Below are 13,853 nucleotides of genomic sequence, written 5' to 3'. Positions count from 1 at the left end.
GCCCTGCTACGGCCGGCGGCGATTTAAAACCGGGCTTTCAGCTGATCCAGCGACGACCCGGATCCGGTGCGGTCCTCGACGACCGCCTCGGCGACGTGCTGGCCGCTAATCAGCGTCATCGGGACGCCGATCCCGGGGTTGGTGTAGCTGCCGACGTAGTAGAGGCCGTCGACGTTCGACGCCCGGTGGGAGGGTCGCAGCGGCCCGGTCTGTCGCAGCGTGTGCGCGAGCCCGAGCGCCGTCCCCTTCGGGTAGTTGTACTGCTGGCGGTAGTCAGAAACGCAGACCGATCGATCGAAGACGATCCGGTCGCGCAGGTCCACGCCCACTTCCTCGGCGAGGTGGGTGAGGACCTTCTCGCGGTAGCGCTCGCGGGTCTCGGCGTCGTCGTCCAGCCCGGGCGCGATCGGGACGAGGATCACGACCGCGTGATGGCCGTCGGGCGCGACGGTGTCGTCGGTCTTGGAGGGGACCGACAGGTAGTAGGCGGGATCCTCGGGCCAGGCCGGGTCGTCGAAGATCCGCTCGAAATGTGGATCCCAGTCCGGCGGGAACACCAGCGAGTGATGGGCCAGCGGCCCCACGTCGCCCTCGACGCCGAGGTAGAACATGATCGCGGAGGGCGCGTAGGTCTTGCCCTCCCAGTGTTCGGGACCGTGGTCGCGGCTCCCCGGCGAGAGCAACTCGCGTTCGACGTGGGCCGGGTTGGCGTTCGAGACCAGCGTGTCCGTCCGGCGACGCCCCCCGGAAGTCTGTAGCGCCAGCCCGGTCGTCGTGTTCTGGATATCGGTGACTTCGACGCCGGTCTCGTAGTCGACGCCCAGTTCCGCGCCGAGGTCCGCAAGCCCCTCGACGACGCTGTATATCCCGCCCTCCGGGTAGTAGACGCCGAGGTTGTAGTCGACGTGGGCCATCAGGTTGTACAGCGCCGGCGTGTTGTGGGGCGACCCGCCGAGGAACACGAGCGTGTACTGCAGCAGCTGCTGGAGTTTCGGCTCGTCGAAGTAGCTCTCGACGTGGTCCTGCATCGACCCCAGAAGCGACAGCCCGCGACCGGACTTTGCGACGTCGAGGTCGATCATATCGCGCAGCCGCGAGCGGTCCTTGTAGACGAAGTTCTCCATCCCGACCTCGTAGGAGTACTCGGCCTCCGCGAGATACTCGTCGAAGGTCTCGCCACCGCCCGCTTCGTAGGCCGCGAAGATCTCCCGTGACTGAGAGACGTCCGGCGTCGTCGTCACCCAGTCGCAGCCGGGCTGCGTCTCGAGGTCGTCGGCGTACGGCGATCCCTTCTCGGGCTGTGGGTCGGCCTCGGTGTAGAACACCCGGTAGTGCGGATCGAGCGGCTCGATCGTGTAGTAGTCCTCGGGGTCGCGATCGAAGTGATCGAAGAACCGCTCGAAGACATCGGGCATCAGATACCAGGAGGGGCCGGTATCGAACCGGAACCCCTCGCTTTCGATGAGGTTCGCGGCACCGCCGAGGCGCTCGTTCTGCTCGAGGACGGTCACGTCCGCCCCCGCATCCGCGAGGTACGCGGCCGCCGAGAGCCCGCCGAAGCCACCGCCCAGTACCGTCACGTCCGTCCCGCTGAGTGGAGTATTCTCGAACATAGTCAGGGTACGTACCAGATCCCGCGATCGCGATCGTACCACGAACCGACGACGACGTGTGGCAGCGCGATAATACTAATGAAAATGCTCCAGAACGCGACCAGCCCAACGGGGATTCCCGCACCGCCCAGCGGCTGGGGCGCGAGCGTCCACAGCAGCGCCGCAAGCCCGAACGTGGCGACGCTGCCGGCGATCAACACACCCCAGGCCCCGAGCGCGACCAGCCGGGTGTCGTCGCTGTCGAGGATCGCGAGCACTCCCTCGCCGGTCGTCGATCCCGTCGGTTCGGCGTCGATGGCCGTCGTCCGCGCGACCTGGCGGGTGGAGTACCACAGCGGGAAGTACAGCCCGACAGCGATGACGACCGGCACCACCGCGAAGTAGCCGACCAGAAGCAGCGTCTCAGCGGCGTCGGCGACGTACGACCCGGTGCCTGAGGCCCGGACGTATCCCAGCGCGAGGTGAGCGACGACCAGCGCGCCAAACCCGCCGCCGACGAGCCACCGCGTCAGATCGAAGTACTGGCTCACGGGCGCGAGCCCGCCGGGTTCGAACATGTCGACCATCATGGCGCTGAACGTGTGAAACGTCTCCGGGAAGAAGAATATCGGGACGGCCATGACTGCTCCGCCCCGGACCAGTGCCGCCAGCGTACGCTGGAACTCGCTCTGCAGGTGGTCGGCTCCGAAGGTGACCTCCATCACGTGCAGGTCGCCGTAGCCGCCCTTGGCGACCGCGACGCCAATCGCGAGCGTCAGTCCGGCGATCGGAGCCACGAACAACAGCGCGATGAAGCCGGCGATGGCCGTCAGGTACAGCCCCAGATACCGCACCTGAAAGGTGACGGTCCGCCGACGGAGGTTGTTGAAGTGCTCGAACCCGCCGTGAGGGAGGTTCAGCGCGACCATCCCGAAGAGATAGACGATCGCCTGCGTTCGAAACGACGGCTCGAAGCCGGCGACCGTCGCCACGGCGAACGCGACCGTCAGTGCGAGCAGTGCCACGCGTGCGACCGCCAGCGTCGTCCCGCCCGGCACCTCGGGGACGAGTTTCGGAACCGTCAGTCTGTGGGCGTGTTCGGACATACCAGCGATTAGTTCCGGTTTCGCTATCAAAGCCGGACCAAACACGTTGGGCAAGGCGGTCCCGTAGCTGTTTTGGCTCGTGGTCTCGAACGAAACGAGGTATGGGGATCCGGCAACTGCGCTGTCCCGAATGCGGTGCCGACGCGAGCATGGGCCTGCCCCGAGACTCGACCGTCAACGGGATCTCGACGACCGAGCCGTCGGAGCCCGAAACCGACAACCGCAAGGTCCGGACCGTCGCCTGCCCCAACGATCACGAGTTCTACGTCACATTCACGTTTTGATCGGGATCGAACCGCCGGATTTAAGTCGGGTTTCTGTGAGAGTACGATCATGAGTCAGCGTGGGGCGTACACGATCGAGGGGATCGACCTGACGGACGACCGCTACACCGTCGTGCAGTCGCTGGTGCGCAACAAGTACCGCGCCGAGGACGCCGACGGGGACGTCGTGTTGCGGGGCAAACAGAAGATGTTCAAGATGAAAGAGGAGTTCCCCTTTGTCGACAGCGACGGCAACGAGGTCTTCACCGTCAAGGCGGGCGGTATCATCGATGTCGCGGGCGACTATATTCTGACGGACGCCCGGACCGGCGAGGACATCGTGATCCTCGACAACGACTACTCGATCTTTCAGGACACCTGGAAGATCCGCGACGCCCGCGACGAGCGAAAGCTCGCCGAGATCAACTCCAGGGGCGCAGCGGTAACGCTCGCGCGGAACGTGGTCCCGTTCGGCGGCTGGATCCCACACAAATACGAGATCACGGACGTCGACGGCGACCACGTCGGAAACATCTCCGGACAGTTCTCGCTGAAAGACACCTACGACATCACGATCGACGACGCCAGCGACGTGCCCAAAGAGCCGATCGTCGCCGCCGCGATGGTCATCGACGCGATCCAGGGCAACTGATCGGGACTATCGTCATACTGCCGGCTGTAAGTTCGTAAAGATATTCGCCACCCCGGGGTGGCGAATTCCTTCAGTTTGTTACAGCCGGCAGTATCAGTGCCGAGTGTCGTTTCGTACAGCCAGCAGTATCACCGCTGGGAGTCCAGCTGGCCACTGTCCGCCTGTCTGTCCATCGAGCGTACGCTACTCACAGCAGTCGCGCGGAAACCAGCGACTATCACCGTTGGTAGATGGCTCGAAGACATCGAAACTAATATATTATCCCCTGGCAGCTGTGCAGGTAACGGGGTGAGGGAGAATGCCGGAATGCCAGAACTGTGGTGCGTTCGTGACCGAAGCGTACGCTCGAGTGTTCACGCCGCGCGGAGTGGACAATCCGCGCGTCTGTCCGCAGTGTGAGGACAAGTTGCGCGACGGGGCCGAGATACGGGAGGCGCGATCGCCACGCCACTCCTGATCGAAGTCACGTTGTTTATGAGGGACAAGCCCGTTTGTGGTGCCGATGACTGACGTGAATCCCCAGGTCGTTCGCCTGTTCGGCGGACCGGGGAGCGGGAAGACCACGGCACTGCTCGACCGCGTCGAGGAGTTGCTTGAGGACGGCGACGTGGACGTTCGAGACGTGCTGGTGGTCTCCTATACCCGTGCGGCCGCAGCGGAGATCCGGGACCGACTCGCGGAACGCCTCGACGTCTCGCCGCGCGCCCTGAAGGGCAACGTGAGCACGATGCACGCGAAAGCCTACGAGTTGCTCAACCTCTCGCGAGGGGACGTCGTCGGCGAAGACGACAAACAGGAGTTCTGTGAGAGCTACGGGCTGGAGTTCGAAGACGAGTACGAGGGGTCGCGCCGCCGGTCGGCCCGGTCGACGACGATCGGCAACAAGATCATCGCGACCAGCCAGTGGCTCCAGCGGACCCGCCGGGAGGTCGCCGACTGGTACGACGTCCCCTTCAAGTGGGACGAGGAGACCGTCCGTCTCCCGCCGGAGATCGACGACAACGCCCAGACGGGTAACAAGTACACGCCGACCTGGCCCAGCGACGACGACCGGATCGACGTGCCCGAGGCGATCCGCGCCTGGCGGTCCTACAAGGGCGAACAGGGACTCGTCGGGTTCGCGGACATGCTCGAGCGGGTCAAACAGCGGTCGCTGTTGCCGAACGTCGACTATCTGATCATCGACGAGTTCCAAGACATCACGACCCTGCAGTACGACGTCTACGAGGAGTGGAAACCGCACATGCAGAAGATCCTGATCGCTGGCGACGACGACCAGGTCGTCTACGCCTGGCAGGGGGCCGATCCGGACCTGCTGCTCGACGAGGACGTCACCGACGACGAGATCCTGCCCAATTCCTATCGACTGCCGTCGCGGATCCTCAACGTCGTCGACCGCGAGGTCAGCCACATCGACAAGCGCCAGGAGAAAGACCTCAACCCGCGCAAGGAAGGCGGGACCGTCGAGGCCGTCTCCGGGCCCTCGATGCTCGATCTGGCGCGCAACGTCAAGGCGACGATCGAGGAGGACGAAGACGGGACGGCGATGGTACTGTTCCGGGCGCGCTACCAGATGTTCCAGTTCATCGACGAGTTCATCGACGAGGGGATCCCCTTCAAGTGCCTGACCGACCAGCGGATGTGGACCGATCGGCTCACACAGTACGTCCGGGGAATCGAAGCGCTGTCGGCCGACGAGCAGTTGACGGCGTTGCAGGCCCGGCGGCTGGCGGACATGCTGGCCGACTCGGCGTTCGGGACCGGCGAGCGCGACGACCTGTTCGACGCGATCGACGAGATCACCGACGACAAGGAGACCGACGACCTGCAGGAGATCTACGTCGAGCCGGACCTGATCAACGAGTACGTCCCGTTCGCGCCCGATCCGGTCGCAGCGGCCGACATGCTTCGGAAAGTGACGAGTTTCCAGGAGCGCAGCGTCGACGCGTACTTCGGCGGCGACTACGAGGGGATGGACCCCGACCGGTTGCGACTCGGCACGATCCACTCCGCGAAGGGCCGGGAGGCCGATCACGTCTTCGTCGCGACCGACCTCACCGAGAAGGTCGTCGAGCAGATGGCCGCGACCGTCGAACAGGAAGACATCGACGTCCCGGGCGTCGAGGAGTTCACCAAGCACACCTCGCCCGTCCCGACGCTGACGGACAACGAGCGGCGCGTCTTCTACGTCGGGATGTCACGGGCCCGCGAGCGGCTGGTCATCCTCGAGAACCTCGTCGACGGCGCGCCGACGCTGCCGGTCGACGTGCTGCTCAACAACGAGCCGACCGACGCCGATCTCGAAGCACTGCTCGCCGAGGCACAGGAAATCGCCCCGGCGCAGTGACCGAAGGGGCCGTCCGACGCAGTCGACGTATCGAACAACGCTGTGGCTTTTTTCCGGCGTCGTCCTCTCGATGCCGGGAGACTCGCTGCCGTGGCTGTTCGGCCTCTAGATCGGGTTGCACGGACTCGGAGCACTGGCAGCCGGCGCGTGGCGGTGGCTCCGGGATCGAGATGAGGGATGATACTGGTGGCTGTACCATTTCGAACTGATCTGGCACGCCGTCGTGCCAGATATCGTTACGAACGTATGACCACCAGTATGAATGGCGGACGGCCGGAGTTGCCCGGCGTTCGGACGCGGATAGTCTCGCGCGCCTCCTCCACCCCGCGACCCGACGAGCGGCAGGTGTCCGCGGGTCCGCTGCTCGCTTCCGCGCCTGACGGGGTGCCCGCGGTCAACCACGGCGACCCGCCCCTGCAGGCGAGTTCCCGTGGACCGCTACCCCCGTCGGACGAGGCTTCGACGTTGGCTTGCGAGGTCCGCGCCCGTCGACCGGACGCATCCGGTGTTCGGCCCCCGCTGAAGACCATAGCGCGGGTATAGGGGCGGGGCCTAACCGCCCGGCCTAGTCCGTCTGAATCTACCCCGCTGTGACTTAAGGGCCTTTCGCATCCTCGCCCCCGAAAAGCCCCAGCACGTACGCGTACCAGCCTCCCGCCAGCGGGACGGTCGTCGCCGCAGCGAGCAGACCCCAGCGATGCTGGGCGAGCGACGATCCGACGATCCCGTACCCGTAGGTGAGCGCCCACGCGGCGGTCACGAGGGTGATGAAGACGCCGAAGGTCAGGGTCACGCCCGCCGCCAGCGCGGGGTCGGTCCGGTTCCGGGAGCCGGCAGCGAAGACGATCAGCGAGACGACGGCCAGCAGGCCAGCGATCAGCGGATTGACCGCCCCCGACTCGTAGTACAGCCCGACCGTTCGCGCGTCGGTTATCGCGTACGGTACCGCGAGCGCCGCGATCACCAGCAGACAGGCCAGGATACCGGCGGTCGCGGGCGTCCGGCGCGAGTCAGCCATGGCTGGCCGTGCGTGGCCGGCGACCTTAACCGTACGGATCGACACCACAACGCCCACAACGGCCCCACGCATAAGCCCGAACATGGGATTCGGCGACACCGCCAAGAAACTGCAGAAGGTCTCCTCGATCGCCGAGGACAGCTACAAGCGGATGAACGAACTCCGCGAGCAACTCGCACAGCTGCGAAAGGAGGTCGAATCGACCAGCGAGCAGGTCGATCAGATGGAGTACGACCTGGCCGAACAGCGCGCGCTCCTCGAGGCGCTGGTCGAACAGCAGGGTCTCGACGTCGAGACGATCGTCGCCGAGGCCAACATCGAGGACCTCGATGCCGGAGACGGTGGCGAGAACACCGCTGAAGTCGAGGACGAGCAGTCGACGGAGGAGCCGTCGGACGGCGACGCACGCGCGTGACCATGCAAGATGAGCGATCGGTGTCACGCGTCTAGCAGTTGGTTGTCGGTCGCCGCCAGCCGGGAGTGGGGGAACGCGTAGGTCCGGGGCCGCTCGCGGCGCACCACGTCAGCGAGATACCGCACCTCGACCACCAGATCGTCCTCGGGATAGCCGGCGTTCGTCTCGTAGTCGGCGACGGTGCTGTCGACGGCGTCGATCACGTACTCGTCGGTTCGCCGCGTCGTGACGCCGGCGACGACCAGTCGGTCGCCCATCTCGCGGTCGAGGACCACGTCGCCGGGCTCGAAGTGGCAGTTCGAACAGAGCCACGGCTCCGCGGCGCCTTCCTCGACGAACGTCTCGACGCCACACTGGGCACAGCGGGCGCGTCGCTTGCCGGGCGGCGGGACGCGGTGGCTGGTCACTTCGATGGCGACCCGGCGGATGTGCTTGCAGCGCTCGCCGCGGATCAGGTGGTCGGGACAGCTACACCGGCCTGCAGGAAGGTCGACGACGTAGGTCGCGCCGCTGTGGCTGTCGACGGCGTAGCGACCCCCGCCGAGCGGCCGGACGGCCATGCGCTCGGTCCAGGCGCGGGCCGCCCGGTCGTCCATCGTCCGGGTGTCGGGTGCGAGCGCGGTCTTTCGGGTGGAACGATCCGGGAGGTGTTCGGTCATCGTCGATCGGACGCGGCCGGGTTCGCGTCTGCGTCCACTAGAACTGTAAGGGCTCCAGTAGCCTAAATCACCCGGTAGAACGACTCAAACCGGGAGAAAGCGCCGCGACCGCGTGCTTCGACACGCTTTTCCGGGCCGGAATCGGATTTTTCCGGTAATGGAGCGTTCAGACGCTGTCGAGATCGGTGTTGCTATCGGATCCGTCGCGATATTCGTCGTCGCGCTCGCTGCCGTGGGAACGCTCTACGGAACCAGCCAGGGCACGTTCGACGGGACGCTCGCCGGCGACGCGACCCTCGACGACGGTCTGCAGGGCACTGTTGAGGGCGATCTACAGGGCACCGTCGCCGATCAGTCGGGCGGTCAGTTCAACGGCACGTTCGAGGGATCGTTCGACGGTACTGACGGCGACGAACCGATCAACGGGACGCTCGACGGATCGATCAACGGGACGCTCGACGGATCGGACAACGCCACCTTCGAGGGGACGATCACCGGCATGCTCAACGGGACGACCGTCACCGGGACGGTCGACGGGACGGCCGACGGATCGATCCGGGCGACGGACCACATCTCCGCGGACGGTGCGATGCCGCTCGTCGGGGCGCTCGCGCTGTTCATCCTCGTGATGACGGCCGTCGGCCTCTTCCTCGCGCGTCAGGACTCCTGACGCTCGCGCCAGTCGGTCACTTCGTCCTCGTCGGCGTCCTCCAGCGCGTCCTCGTAGTAGGCCATCGGGTGTGAGATCCGCTCACACCGGTCGTCCATGTTGACACAGTCGCCGTAGGACTGCATCGTCGCACACGACGGCGTCGAGTACTCCGTCGGGCTAGTCTCGCCCCGGATGTGCTCGGTCTGGTAGCGCGTCATCTCCTCGCCGAACCCGGGATTGACCTGATAGAGTTCGACGATCTCGTCGGTGCTCATCCCGATCGAGGTCAGAAACGAGGTGATCGCGAACCGCGAGTGATGTTCGAGGTGTTCGCCCTGCTGGATCTGATCCAGCAGCGCGCGCATGCACGGCGGGAACAGGTCGGGGACGACCGTATCGATGTCGCGGGTCAGATCCATCTCGGCCAGCGTCTCCCGGATCCGGGCGACCGCCTCCTCGAGCGGTTCGGCGATGACGTCGGGGACTGACAGCGGCAGGCCCGACTCGACGCGCTGCTCGACGGCCCGCCGACAGAGAACCAGCAGTTCCGACTCCTCCAGCGGGACCTCGCCGTCGGCCAGCGGCCGGTTGACCAGCCGCCACTCCTCGCCCCACTGTCCGGCCGCGAGATCCAGATACGGCCCGACGTCGATCCGGTAGCGGTCGGCCTCCGAAAGCTGGCCGCTCTCGGGCCGGACGTGTTCGAGCAGTTCGAACTCCGCGAGCAACTCGCGCAGCGTCAGCGAATCGGCGCTGGTGCTTCGCAGTTGCGTCGTCGAGGCCAGCTCCGCGGTGAACCGATCGTGGGCGCTCGAGGCCTCCGCGCGAGCGTACGACCGGGTCAGCACCGCCTCGTCGACGATCGAGACCAGTACCCGAGCGATCGGGTACGACAGCAACTCCACGCGCGACTCCCGGTGAGGCTCGCCGACGGTACCGTCCTCGAGGGCCGACTCGACGCGGTCGAGGCCGCGCTCGACGGCCGGACCGCCCCGCTGGACCACCGTCGCCAGGTCGATCTCGGCGGCCTCGACCGCCTCCCTGGCCGCCCGCATGAACGGATACCGCGCGTGCAGCGGCTTCATTCGACTCCGGGTTGCGTGCCCGCGCGAATAAACTCGACGGTCCCGGCGACCGCTCGCTACTCGGATTCGAGCTCCCGAATCACGTCCGACTGCTCGCCGCCGTCCCCGCGGATCGCCTGCCGATACTGCTGGTACTGCTCGCGCGAGACGCGGACGGTCCTGGTCTCGCCCTCGCGGGTTACCTCCATCCGGACCGTCCCCTGGGGATCGTTGCGGACGCGATAGCTGGCGACCGTCGAGAACACCGACCACAGCGCCAGTAGCGACCCGAAGAAGTAGACCATCGTCGTCTCGAAGGCATACGACGGCTCGGCCGGCGGCCACATCCAGGGATAGGCGTAGACGAACAGCCCGACCCCGACGAGCGAGACCGCCGCTCCGGCGACGACGCCGATCCCCTGCCGGCGACTCGAAGGGAGGACAGCGACCACGCTGAGCAATATGGCCGGCACGCCCAGCCCAGCCAGCACGCCGGCGGCCTCCCGGGCCTCGTACTGCCCCGTCAGGCCGAGCGCCTCACCCAGCGGGGTCGCGACCAGCGCGATCGCAGCGGCGATCGCCGCCACGCCTGCCAGGAACGTACCGACGCCGGCGACGACCCGCTGGCGGTCCCGGTCGCCCCACTCGCGCCGTTCGTAGGCCTCCCCGAGACTGGTCATACGCGTGGCCACGTCCGCGAAATACAAAATCTCCCGTCAGACAGAGGTAAGACACCATCCCCGGCCGCGACCTCGCCTAGACCAGCGCCCGCAACGTCGTCCAGAACTCGGGTGCATCCGCTTGCTCTTCGACGCGGACGGGCACGAACCCGGCGTTGCGCGCGCCCTCGATGTCCGAATCGCTGTCGCCGACCATCACGTACTGCTCGGCGTCGATCCGCCGTCGGGCCTCCTCGAACGGTTCGGGGGCGGGCTTGTGCGCCCCGACGTCGTACGAGGAGACGACAGTCTCGAAATACGGGAGCAGGTCGTGGGCCGCGAGTTTCTCGCGCTGCCAGTCGCCGACGCCGTTGGTGAGCACGCCCAGTCGGTTCGACTCGCGCAGGGCGTCGAGACTCTCGCGGGTCCCCTCCGGGACCGTCGTGTGCTCGTGTTCGGCCGCCTGCAGCGACGCGACCATCGCGTCCGGATCGCCGTCCCGAGCCGCTTCCTCGAGGACGGCTTCCATTCCGCGGCGGACGGGATCGGGCGCCAGCGACTCGAACGCCGCCGAAAATCCCTCGTCGTAGGCGCCGAGATACCGGTCGGGCGCGTTGCCGAGTTCGGCCTCGAAGACGTCACGCAGCAGGTCGGCGTACGAGCGCTCGAAGCGCACGAGCGTGCCGTCACAGTCGAAGAAAATCGCGGTCGTCATCGGTCGTCGGTCTCGACCGGTCGCCCCTCCTCGGTCGGCGGCGCGATGTGGTCGATAAACGTCTCGACGTCCGGTTCGGTCACGCGCACCCGGACGTGGATCTCACCGAGTTCGTCGGGGTCACCGACGGCGAAGTTGACCACGCCCTGGAAGGCCGCCTGCTTCTTCAGGTCGAAACTGAACGCGTCTCCCCGGCGGTTCTCGAAGAACGCACCCCGTGCGGTGTCGAGGATCTCCCGGCGGTGCAGCAGTTCCGAGAAGTGGCTCATGTCGTGGGTCTCGGCGACGATCTCGCCGTGCCGGTGATCGAGGTCCGCCCCCGGGAAGAGGTTCGTGATCGCGTCGGCCACCCGATCCGGGACTTCCGTCTCGTAGACCGGCGCGGTGATCTGGACGTCCACGCTGTAGACGTCGCTCATCGCTCGCCCTCCGTGGCTTCGAGTCCGTCGGTCAGCAGCGTCTCGATCCGGTCGTGAAACGCCGCCAGCGAGTCGGCGTTCTCGACGGTTGCGTCGGCCATCTCCATCGCCTCGCCCATGCCGAACCCGAGCTCGCGCTCGTCGCGCGCCTCGAGGCTCTCGCCGCCCTCCTCGACGCCGGCGTCCCTGCCGCGCAGGTCGAGGCGGTCGGCCCGCAACTCTCTGGGCGCCTCGATGCTGAGCAACTCGAAGTCCTCCCCGAAGGCCTCGCAGAAGGTTTCGACCTCGACGTCCGACCGGATGCCGTCGATGAGGACGGTGTCGCTGTCTTCGAGTGCCTCGCGGACGAGCGGCAGCGACCGTTCGGCGATCGCAGCGGGACCGTTCTCCTCGCGCAGGGCCGTGGCGACCTCGCCGTGCTGTGTCGCGGGGTCCAGCCCCCGATCGCGACACGCCGCCCGGATGACGTCCCCCATCGTGACCACTGGGATGTCGAGACCCCGGGCGACCTCGGCGGCCTCGCTCTTGCCGCTGCCCGGCAGTCCGACAGTTCCGATGACTCTCATTGGGCCAGATTTGGCTACAGCGGGTGGTAAGGATTGCGTCTCGACGAGATGGCGTGATCACCTGTCGGGCGGGCGAGTTCACTCGGCCGTCTCTGTCGCGGTGTCTGCACTCAACGCCCCCAATCTGAAGTTGAAATCCATCTCAGTCGGCGGCTTGGCATCGTCAAGGAGCCGCCAGAGGATGAAGGAGTAATCGTAGGTATATTCGGGGTCGTTGGGGTCATCGACCCCACCGACTGACGTTTCTGTCGCTTCTGCGTAGACGTGTATCGTCCGGTTCTCGAGATGTGCATCGCGGTAGTCGCCCAGCCCGTAGCCGAACGGGAGCGCACCGACAAATACAGTCAGGAACGTTTCAGCGTTCAGATTGCCCTGGATCCGTCGTAAGCTCAGCTCTTCACCCTCTAAGTGATCCCATCGGATATTGTCCTCCATCCACTCCGGATCCGTCACGAGCCAACCCTCAGCAGCAGGGGTGGCTTCGAACGTGGGCTGTCCCTTGATATACCGCGACTGAGATCCTCCTCCATTGCTCGTTTGTACCCGTGCCTTCCGTCTTTCCAGCATACTGCTGATTGTAGCACAGCCTGCAAGCCCAGCAGCGGTTGTCACCCCCATTGCTATAACTGCTCGTCTGGATTGCTCCATTTTTGTCCCTGTAAAAGCAACGACATGTATATACTTTAAATTTTTGTAAAATTTTTTCCCGTTCATCCTCGCCATTTCGGGGACTCGCTACTCGCGGTTCCTTCGTCACCGCTCGCTCCGTTCGAGGACTCGCTACGCTCGTCCTCGCTGCTCACGGCTTCGCCGTTCGCTGTTTCGAGACGCTCCTTACAGTCGCGTCTCGCTACCGTTCACGGACGACGACGAACTTCGCCAGATCCTCCAGATACGCCAGCGCCTGCTCGTCTTCGACCTCGATCGACGAGAGGGCCTCCAGCGCGGCGTCGGACTGGGCGCGGGCGCGCTCGTTTGCCTCCTCGGGAGTGAGCTGGGTCACCTCGACCAGCGACGGCCGCTCCATGGCGGCGTCCTGCCCGGCGGGCTTGCCAAGCCTCTCGGCGTCGGCGGTCGCGTCCAGCACGTCGTCGCGCATCTGGAAAGCCACACCCACGCGCTCGGCGTAGTCACCGGCGGCCTCGACGGCGTACGGATCGGCGTCGGCCGCGATCGCACCCAGTTCGGCGGCCGCCCGGAACAGCGCGCCGGTCTTGCGACGCGCCAGTCGCATGTACTCCTCCTCGGAGGTCGGCTGGGCGACCAGCTCCGAGGCCTCACCCTCGCCGAGTTCGACCATCGCCTCGGAGACGACCCGCATCGCTCGCTCGTCGCTGGAGAAGAGATCGAACGCCTCCCCGAGCAGCCCGTCGCTGGCGATGATCGCCGACCCGTGGCCGAACGCCGCCCAGGCGCTCTCCGAGCCGCGACGCAGGTCCGACTCGTCGATGATGTCGTCGATCACCAGCGAGGCGTTGTGGACGAGTTCGATCCCGACCGCAAACTCCAGGGCGTCCTCGGTGTCGCCGCCCAGCGCCTCACAGACCAGCACCGTCACGATCGGTCGCACGCGCTTGCCGCCGGCGAGCACGACGTGCTCGAGTTGCGCTCCCAGCGCGTCCGGTTCGACTCGCTCGACGACCGCCTCCAGTTGCTCGGCGACGAGCGACCGGCGACGCTCCAGATACTCCATCGGACCCGCCCTTCGGACTGGGATGTAAAGTAC

The 13,853-nt window shown here is 66.1% G+C and carries 17 protein-coding genes and 1 other RNA gene; 6 read left to right on the top strand and 12 right to left on the bottom strand.

Going from position 1 to position 13,853, the window contains the following annotated elements:
* Window positions 1–23: 23 nt before the first annotated feature.
* Window positions 24–1,613, bottom strand: a complete 1,590-nt coding sequence (locus HSR122_RS00795) for a phytoene desaturase family protein (RefSeq protein ID WP_229110753.1) — start codon at window positions 1,611–1,613, stop codon at window positions 24–26.
* A gap of 2 nt (window positions 1,614–1,615) precedes the next feature.
* A complete protein-coding gene (locus HSR122_RS00790) occupies window positions 1,616–2,698 on the bottom strand; it encodes a Brp/Blh family beta-carotene 15,15'-dioxygenase (RefSeq protein WP_229110752.1) in 1,083 nt (360 codons plus the stop codon).
* A 101-nt stretch (window positions 2,699–2,799) separates the two neighbouring features.
* Between HSR122_RS00790 and brz the strand changes: the two genes are divergently transcribed.
* From brz to HSR122_RS00775, 4 genes are all read left to right on the top strand, one after another.
* Window positions 2,800–2,982: a transcriptional regulator Brz gene (gene brz / locus HSR122_RS00785; protein WP_229110751.1), complete on the top strand. Its 183-nt coding sequence runs from the start codon at window positions 2,800–2,802 to the stop codon at window positions 2,980–2,982.
* Window positions 2,983–3,031: 49 nt separating this feature from the next.
* Entirely contained in the window at window positions 3,032–3,613 is a 582-nt protein-coding gene (locus HSR122_RS00780) for an LURP-one-related/scramblase family protein (protein WP_229110750.1), read from the top strand.
* A gap of 298 nt (window positions 3,614–3,911) precedes the next feature.
* Entirely contained in the window at window positions 3,912–4,070 is a 159-nt protein-coding gene (locus HSR122_RS15095; RefSeq protein ID WP_449404328.1) for a DUF7563 family protein, read from the top strand.
* Window positions 4,071–4,115: 45 nt separating this feature from the next.
* A complete protein-coding gene (locus HSR122_RS00775) occupies window positions 4,116–5,960 on the top strand; it encodes a UvrD-helicase domain-containing protein (protein WP_229110749.1) in 1,845 nt (614 codons plus the stop codon).
* 263 nt (window positions 5,961–6,223) lie between these two features.
* Here HSR122_RS00775 and ffs read toward each other — a convergent pair.
* Window positions 6,224–6,536: signal recognition particle sRNA (ffs, locus tag HSR122_RS00770), an RNA gene on the bottom strand.
* Between the two features lie 19 nt (window positions 6,537–6,555).
* A complete protein-coding gene (locus HSR122_RS00765; protein ID WP_229110748.1) occupies window positions 6,556–6,978 on the bottom strand; it encodes a DUF7548 family protein in 423 nt (140 codons plus the stop codon).
* Between the two features lie 82 nt (window positions 6,979–7,060).
* On the opposite strand from HSR122_RS00765, the gene HSR122_RS00760 reads away from it, so the two are divergent.
* Window positions 7,061–7,393, top strand: coding sequence for a DUF5798 family protein (locus HSR122_RS00760; protein WP_229110747.1), 333 nt, complete (start codon window positions 7,061–7,063; stop codon window positions 7,391–7,393).
* Window positions 7,394–7,416: 23 nt separating this feature from the next.
* Here HSR122_RS00760 and HSR122_RS00755 read toward each other — a convergent pair whose 3' ends face one another.
* A complete protein-coding gene (locus HSR122_RS00755) occupies window positions 7,417–8,052 on the bottom strand; it encodes an SWIM zinc finger family protein (protein WP_229110746.1) in 636 nt (211 codons plus the stop codon).
* Between the two features lie 157 nt (window positions 8,053–8,209).
* Between HSR122_RS00755 and HSR122_RS00750 the strand changes: the two genes are divergently transcribed.
* On the top strand, window positions 8,210–8,722 hold the full coding sequence (locus tag HSR122_RS00750; protein WP_229110745.1) for a DUF7472 family protein: 513 nt from the start codon (window positions 8,210–8,212) through the stop codon (window positions 8,720–8,722).
* Here the strand turns inward: HSR122_RS00750 and priL are convergent.
* The 7 genes from priL to HSR122_RS00715 all read right to left on the bottom strand — a co-directional run bounded on the left by priL (window position 8,710) and on the right by HSR122_RS00715 (window position 13,820).
* Window positions 8,710–9,789, bottom strand: coding sequence for a DNA primase regulatory subunit PriL (gene priL, locus HSR122_RS00745; RefSeq protein WP_229110744.1), 1,080 nt, complete (start codon window positions 9,787–9,789; stop codon window positions 8,710–8,712). The two genes, HSR122_RS00750 and priL, sit on opposite strands and share 13 nt — an antisense overlap.
* Before the next feature lie 56 nt (window positions 9,790–9,845).
* Entirely contained in the window at window positions 9,846–10,448 is a 603-nt protein-coding gene (locus HSR122_RS00740) for a DUF7139 domain-containing protein (protein ID WP_229110743.1), read from the bottom strand.
* 76 nt (window positions 10,449–10,524) lie between these two features.
* Window positions 10,525–11,142 (bottom strand): HAD family hydrolase, encoded by a 618-nt coding sequence (locus HSR122_RS00735; protein ID WP_229110742.1) that lies wholly within the window; start codon window positions 11,140–11,142, stop codon window positions 10,525–10,527.
* The gene (locus tag HSR122_RS00730) at window positions 11,139–11,561 is read right to left on the bottom strand and encodes an RNA-binding domain-containing protein (protein WP_229110741.1); all 423 of its coding nucleotides are present in this window, start codon (window positions 11,559–11,561) and stop codon (window positions 11,139–11,141) included. Before HSR122_RS00730 ends, HSR122_RS00735 begins: the two co-directional genes overlap by 4 nt.
* The gene (locus HSR122_RS00725) at window positions 11,558–12,127 is read right to left on the bottom strand and encodes an AAA family ATPase (RefSeq protein WP_229110740.1); all 570 of its coding nucleotides are present in this window, start codon (window positions 12,125–12,127) and stop codon (window positions 11,558–11,560) included. The genes HSR122_RS00730 and HSR122_RS00725 overlap by 4 nt, the downstream gene beginning before the upstream one ends.
* Before the next feature lie 78 nt (window positions 12,128–12,205).
* On the bottom strand, window positions 12,206–12,850 hold the full coding sequence (locus HSR122_RS00720; RefSeq protein WP_229110739.1) for a hypothetical protein: 645 nt from the start codon (window positions 12,848–12,850) through the stop codon (window positions 12,206–12,208).
* A 127-nt stretch (window positions 12,851–12,977) separates the two neighbouring features.
* A complete protein-coding gene (locus HSR122_RS00715) occupies window positions 12,978–13,820 on the bottom strand; it encodes a polyprenyl synthetase family protein (RefSeq protein ID WP_229110738.1) in 843 nt (280 codons plus the stop codon).
* Between the last annotated feature and the right edge of the window lie 33 nt (window positions 13,821–13,853).

This window comes from Halapricum desulfuricans (genome assembly GCF_017094525.1).
In the GTDB taxonomy this organism is placed as follows: domain Archaea; phylum Halobacteriota; class Halobacteria; order Halobacteriales; family Haloarculaceae; genus Halapricum; species Halapricum desulfuricans.
Note: the sequence above shows the minus strand (reverse complement) of the source record. Positions and strands in the feature narration are given on the sequence as shown.